This is a genomic window from Streptomyces sp. NPDC047049 (assembly GCF_040643995.1).
GTDB lineage: Bacteria > Actinomycetota > Actinomycetes > Streptomycetales > Streptomycetaceae > Streptomyces > Streptomyces mooreae.
Genome location: NZ_JBEYVM010000030.1, coordinates 47,510 through 53,538 on the forward strand (window position 1 = coordinate 47,510; position 6,029 = coordinate 53,538).

Annotated in this window: 7 protein-coding genes; 4 read left to right on the plus strand and 3 right to left on the minus strand. The window is 68.9% G+C overall.

The window, feature by feature from the left end:
* The first annotated feature begins 99 nt into the window (after positions 1–99).
* From ABZ851_RS35785 to ABZ851_RS35795, 3 genes are all read left to right on the plus strand, one after another.
* Positions 100–513, plus strand: coding sequence for an NfeD family protein (locus ABZ851_RS35785; protein WP_361136657.1), 414 nt, complete (start codon positions 100–102; stop codon positions 511–513).
* Between the two features lie 101 nt (positions 514–614).
* Entirely contained in the window at positions 615–1,553 is a 939-nt protein-coding gene (locus tag ABZ851_RS35790) for an SPFH domain-containing protein (protein WP_086718234.1), read from the plus strand.
* Positions 1,554–1,632: 79 nt separating this feature from the next.
* Entirely contained in the window at positions 1,633–2,400 is a 768-nt protein-coding gene (locus tag ABZ851_RS35795; RefSeq protein WP_336054685.1) for a sulfite exporter TauE/SafE family protein, read from the plus strand.
* A gap of 48 nt (positions 2,401–2,448) precedes the next feature.
* On the opposite strand, the gene ABZ851_RS35800 is transcribed toward ABZ851_RS35795, so the two are convergent.
* The 3 genes from ABZ851_RS35800 to ABZ851_RS35810 form a co-directional block, all read right to left on the minus strand.
* The gene (locus ABZ851_RS35800; protein WP_336054686.1) at positions 2,449–2,952 is read right to left on the minus strand and encodes an HNH endonuclease; all 504 of its coding nucleotides are present in this window, start codon (positions 2,950–2,952) and stop codon (positions 2,449–2,451) included.
* Between the two features lie 389 nt (positions 2,953–3,341).
* On the minus strand, positions 3,342–3,881 hold the full coding sequence (locus ABZ851_RS35805) for a YbhB/YbcL family Raf kinase inhibitor-like protein (protein ID WP_361136653.1): 540 nt from the start codon (positions 3,879–3,881) through the stop codon (positions 3,342–3,344).
* A 42-nt stretch (positions 3,882–3,923) separates the two neighbouring features.
* Positions 3,924–4,706 (minus strand): sporulation protein, encoded by a 783-nt coding sequence (locus ABZ851_RS35810; RefSeq protein WP_328387972.1) that lies wholly within the window; start codon positions 4,704–4,706, stop codon positions 3,924–3,926.
* 170 nt (positions 4,707–4,876) lie between these two features.
* Here ABZ851_RS35810 and ABZ851_RS35815 point away from each other — a divergent pair, with 170 nt between their 5' ends.
* Positions 4,877–5,527 (plus strand): DNA-3-methyladenine glycosylase, encoded by a 651-nt coding sequence (locus tag ABZ851_RS35815; RefSeq protein WP_361136655.1) that lies wholly within the window; start codon positions 4,877–4,879, stop codon positions 5,525–5,527.
* Positions 5,528–6,029 lie beyond the last annotated feature (502 nt).

Below are 6,029 nucleotides of genomic sequence, written 5' to 3' on the forward strand. Positions count from 1 at the left end.
GGGGGGCCCGGTCGCGGCACCGCGCGCTTTCGGCCGCTGCCCGGTCGCGCCCTGTCCCGGGCCGCCGCGCGGACCTACCATGAAGCCGTGGATCCATGGGTGTGGTGGCTGATCGCCGCCGTAGGACTGGGCATTCCCCTCGTCGTGACCGCGATGCCCGAATTCGGGATGCTCGCGGTCGGTGCCGTCGCCGGTGCCGTCACCGCGGGCCTCGGTGGCGGCACCGTCCCGCAATTCCTTGTGTTCGTCGCCGTGTCGGTGGCGCTGATCGCCGTCGTACGCCCCCTCGCGGCCCGCCACCGTGGTCAGAGCCCCCAACTGGCGTCCGGCATCGACGCGCTCAAGGGCAGGAGCGCCACGGTCCTGGAACGGGTCGACGGCGGGGTCGGCGGCCGGATCAAGCTCGCCGGGGAGGTCTGGTCCGCCCGCTCCCTGGACGGCAGTCAGGTCTACGAGCCCGGCCAGCAGGTGGACGTCGTCGAGATCGAAGGCGCCACCGCCGTCGTCATCTGACCCGAACACGCTGCGCGACGAGCCAGGACTCTGAAAGACTGATCAATGGCAAGCCGGTCACCGGCCGGCGCGGACCAGCAACGAAGGGCACGGGAGCCGCTGTGGAACCGATCATCATCGTCCTGATCATCCTGGTGGTGCTCGTGTTCATCGCACTCATCAAAACGATCCAGGTCATCCCACAGGCCAGCGCCGCCATCGTCGAACGCTTCGGCCGCTACACCCGCACCCTCAACGCGGGCCTGAACATCGTCGTCCCGTTCATCGACTCCATCCGCAACCGCATCGACCTCCGCGAACAGGTCGTGCCGTTCCCGCCGCAGCCGGTGATCACCCAGGACAACCTGGTCGTGAACATCGACACCGTCATCTACTACCAGGTGACCGACGCCCGCGCCGCGACCTACGAGGTCGCCAGCTACATCCAGGCCATCGAGCAGCTGACCGTCACCACCCTGCGGAACATCATCGGCGGCATGGACCTGGAGCGGACCCTGACCTCCCGCGAGGAGATCAACGCGGCGCTGCGCGGCGTGCTCGACGAGGCCACCGGCAAGTGGGGCATCCGCGTCAACCGCGTCGAGCTGAAGGCCATCGAGCCGCCGACCTCCATCCAGGACTCGATGGAGAAGCAGATGCGCGCCGACCGTGACAAGCGCGCCGCCATCCTCCAGGCCGAAGGTGTCCGGCAGTCCCAGATCCTCACGGCCGAAGGTGAGAAGCAGTCCTCGATCCTGCGCGCCGAGGGTGAGGCCAAGGCCGCGGCCCTGCGCGCCGAGGGCGAGGCCCAGGCGATCCGGGTGGTCTTCGAGTCGATCCACGCCGGCGACCCGGACCAGAAGCTGCTCTCCTACCAGTACCTCCAGATGCTCCCGAAGATCGCCGAAGGCGACGCCAACAAGCTCTGGATCGTGCCGAGCGAGATCGGCGACGCCCTCAAGGGCCTCGGCGGCGCCATCGGCAACTTCACCCCGCCGACCGGCGGCGGCTCCATCCCCAAGCCCAGCTCGCCGAACCGCGAAGCACCCCCGATCGACTGACACCCCCGATCGACCGACACCACCGGGCCCTGGTGCATGATCGGGCGAAACCGCACCGCTCATGCACGGGGGGATCCGCGTGACCATCTGGGAAGCCGTCGCCATCTTCGCCGCCGGAATCGGCGCCGGCACGATCAACACCGTCGTCGGGTCCGGCACCCTGATCACCTTCCCGGTGCTGCTCGCCTTCGGCGTGCCACCCGTCACCGCCAACGTGTCCAACACCCTCGGCCTGGTGCCCGGTTCGATCAGCGGAGCCATCGGCTACCGCCGCGAGCTCGCCGGCCAGCGCCGCCGGATCCTCCGCTTCGGCGCCGTCGCCCTCATCGGGGGCCTGGCCGGCGCGATCCTGCTGCTCGCACTGCCCTCGAAGGCCTTCGACGCGATCGTCCCCGTCCTGATCGCCGTCGCGCTGGTACTCGTCATCGTCCAGCCCAAGCTGGCCGCCGCGCTCCGCGCCCGCCGCGAGCGCAACGGCACCACCCCCCACCGCGACGGCGGCATCGTCCTGCCGGCCGGACTCCTGCTCGCCAGCGCCTACGGCGGCTACTTCGGCGCCGCCCAGGGCGTGCTCTACCTCTCCCTGATGGGGCTGCTGCTCCCCGAGGACCTGCAGCGCCTCAACGCCCTCAAGAACGTCCTCGCCGCGATCGTCAACGGCGTCGCCGCGGTCTTCTTCCTCTTCGTCGCGCACTTCGACTGGGCCGCCGTCGGCCTGATCGCGGTCGGATCCGCCCTCGGCGGCCAGGTCGGCGCGAAGGTGGGCCGCCGTCTGCCGCCCACCGCCCTGCGCGCCGTCATCGTCATCGTCGGCCTGCTGGCCATCGCCCAACTCCTCCTTAAATAAGGCGAGTCGGGCGACGGCCCGGCATCCGACGGCCCGGCCGGCCGCGCCCTACGCAGGCAGCGCCAGCCACTCCGGCAGTCCCTCGCGCACCGACACCCCCAGCGTCGACAGCAGCGCATCGGCCGGCGTCGGCTCGAACGGCCGCCGCAGCAGCTCCATCCCCGCCTGCTCGGGCGTACGGTCCGCCTTGCGGTGATTGTCCTCCGCACACGAGGCCACGGTGTTCAGCCAGGTGTCCCCACCGCCGTGCGACCGCGGCACGACATGGTCCACGGTCGTCGCCCGGCGCCCGCAGTACGCACACCGGTGCTGGTCACGCACCAGCACCCCGCGCCGCGACCAGGCCGCCCGTTGTCGGAACGGCACCCGTACGTACCTGCAGAGCCTGATCACCTGCGGCACCGGTACGTCCACCGCGGCGGCACGGATCCGCAGCCCCGGGTGAGCGTGTTCGATGACCGCTTTGTCCTGCATGACCAGCACCACCGCACGCCGCAGCGACACCGTCGACAGCGGCTCGAAGCTCGCATTGAGCACCAGCGTCTCGCGCATCCCGCCCACCTCCCGGACCTGCTCCGCCCCCGCGGCGAAGCTGCTCCACTGTGCAGCGGCAGGTATTCCCCGAACAACGCAATTTCCGCATGCCACAAGGGAAATGGAGGGCGATCAGCAGATGAAAAAGAAGGACCGGCGGTACCCACGGACCGCGGAAAAGAGTGCGCTCCGGGTCCCACCCCCGTGAATTACCGGGACCCGGAGCGAACGGCAGCCGATGAGGACACCCGAGACACATACGGGCTCCGGCGAACAGCGGGCGACACACCTGCGCCCCGCCGCTCCCGCCACTGCGGTACCTGCTGCCCGCCGCTCCTATTTACGGGGCGGCGGCACGGCAACCACTGTCGTGTGGGGAGCGCCGGGGCGCAACGGAATTACGGCGCTCAGCCCGCCGCGGGAATCTCGTACTCGGCGATCAGCTGAGCCCGCCCGAGCGTGTGGAACCGCAGATTGAAGCCCACCACCGCCGGCGAGGCCTCCCCGTCCGGACCGAGCTTTTCCTGGTCCACGGCGTACACCGTGAACACATAACGGTGCGGACCGTCCCCGGGCGGCGGCGCCGCGCCCCCGAAGTCCCGCGTCCCGTAGTCGTTACGGACATGCACGGCGCCCTCGGGCAGTCCCTTCATCTCCCCGGACCCGGCGCCGGCCGGCAGCTCCGTCACCGACGCCGGAATGTCGAACAGCGACCAGTGCCAGAACCCACTGCCCGTCGGCGCGTCCGGGTCGTAACAGGTGACGGCGTAGCTCTTCGTCCCCGCGGGCGCACCCTCCCACCGCAGCTGCGGCGAACGGTTCCCCTCGGCGAACACCTGCTCCGGCCGCAGCGTCCCGCCCGGCTCCACCTCGTCGCTCAGCACCGTGAACTCCGGCACCGGCGGATGGAAATCGTGCGGGAGCGGCCGCCGCTTCAGCTCGGACACTGCAACACCTCCTGGTCGCTTGCTGACACCTGTCCGGCCAGGTTAGAGCCAGTTCCGCTTACCGCCGACCTCCGCCAGCCACTGGTTGAGGTAACCCGCCCAGTCGGTCCCCTCGAAGTCGTTCAGCCCGACCGTGAAAGACCGGTAGGTGTCCGATCCCTCGCTGAACAGACCGGGCTTCTTGTCCATCTCCAGGACGACGTCCATCTCCCGGTCGTCCGCCACGAACGACAGCTCGACCTGGTTCAGGCCCCGATACTGCTGCGGCGCGTAGAACTCGATCTCCTGGTAGAAGGGGAGCCGCTGTCGCGTGCCCCTGATGTGCCCCTGCTCGAGATCGGCGGCCTTGAAACGGAACCCCAGCCGCCCGAACGCGTCCAGGATCGCCTGCTGCGCCGGCAGCGGATGCACGTTCACCGGGTCCAGGTCACCGGAGTCCACCGCCCGCGCGATCGCCAGCTCCGTCGTCACCCCGACGTTCATCCCGTGCAGATGCGTCCCCAGGAACGTGGTGATCGGCGTCTCCCACGGAATCTCCAGCCCGAACGGCACGGTGTGCGCCGCCCCCGGCTGCACCGCGAAGGCGCCGCCCAGCTGCACCTTGGTGAACTCGATGTTCCGCTTGTACTCCTCGTCGCCGCTCTCGACCTCGACCCGCGCCTGCAGTCCGACGGACAGCCCCTGGATGTCCTGAGCCACGGACCCGCCCTGGATCCGCACCTCGCCCTGTACGACCCCACCCGGGACGACGTTCTCCTCGAAGAGCACCGTCTCCACCGACGCACCCCCGGCGCCCAGGCTCGCCAGCAGCTTCTTGAATCCCATGCTCGTCCTCCCCAGGCGGAACGCCTGTGCTGTGTATTGCACGCCGAGCTCTCGGCTTGATCCCTACGAACGCGAAACCGTACGACCCGGTTCCACGGCCCACACTTTCCCAACCCAGGCGTCCCCATGGCCAACCGGCCTCCCCAACGGCTGCACTACTCTCGGTCCGCATGACCGACGTACCGGAACGTATGCCGCTCACCCATGACTTCTTCGACCGTCCCGTGGTGGACGTGGCCCCCGACCTGCTGGGCCGCATCCTCCTCCGCAACACCCCCGACGGCCCGATCGAGCTCCGCCTCACCGAGGTCGAGGCGTACGACGGCGAAACCGACCCCGGCTCCCACGCCTACCGCGGCCGCACCGCGCGCAACGCCACCATGTTCGGCCCGCCCGGCCATGCGTACGTCTACTTCATCTACGGGATGTGGTTCAGCCTCAACGCGGTCTGCGGACCCGAGGACAAGGCGAGCGGTGTCCTCCTGCGCGCCGGCGAGATCCTGACCGGCGCGTCCCTGGCGGCCACCCGCCGCCCCAAGGCCCGTAACACCCACGAACTGGCGAAGGGCCCGGCCCGCCTGGCCACCGCCCTCGACATCGACCGCACCCTCGACGGCACCGACCTGTGCGGGGAAGCCACCGCCCCCCTCTCGGTCCTGCACGGCCGCCCGCCCGCTCCCGAGCTGGTACGCAGCGGCCCGCGCACCGGCGTCGGCGGCGGCGGAGCCGATCACCCCTGGCGTTACTGGATCGCCGACGACCCCACGGTCAGCCCCTACCGCCCCCACACCCCCCGGCGCCGCACCACCACCGCTACTTGACTCTGTGTCGACGACCGCCTAACGTAGCCCGAGCCGCTGGAGACGGGCAGCGCTATTGGCGCAGACCGCCAGGCGGTACAACCAACTACTTCGATCGACTCCCTGACGGGTCTTATTTCGCGTTGCCGAAATTTGATCCGGCGCCTCGATTATGAGTCGCCAGGGAAAGCCGCTAAAGTAGTAACCACGCCGAAAGGGCAGCAGTAAATAACTGCCCGCGGCGGATCTCCGACGAATATCGGACCCGGAATCGAAAAGAAACCGGATCTGCTAGAGTCGGAAAGGCCGGAAAGCGAAAGCCGAACGGACGACCCGCTCCAACAGGGTGCCAGACACGGAAACGGATCTGGTAAGGTTGGAAACGCAAGACCGAAGGGAAGCGCCCGGAGGAAACCCGAGAGGGAATCCAAAGGAAGCGTCCGTTCCTTGAGAACTCAACAGCGTGCCAAAAGTCAACGCCAGATATGTTGATACCCCGTCTCCATCATGGAGATGAGGTTCC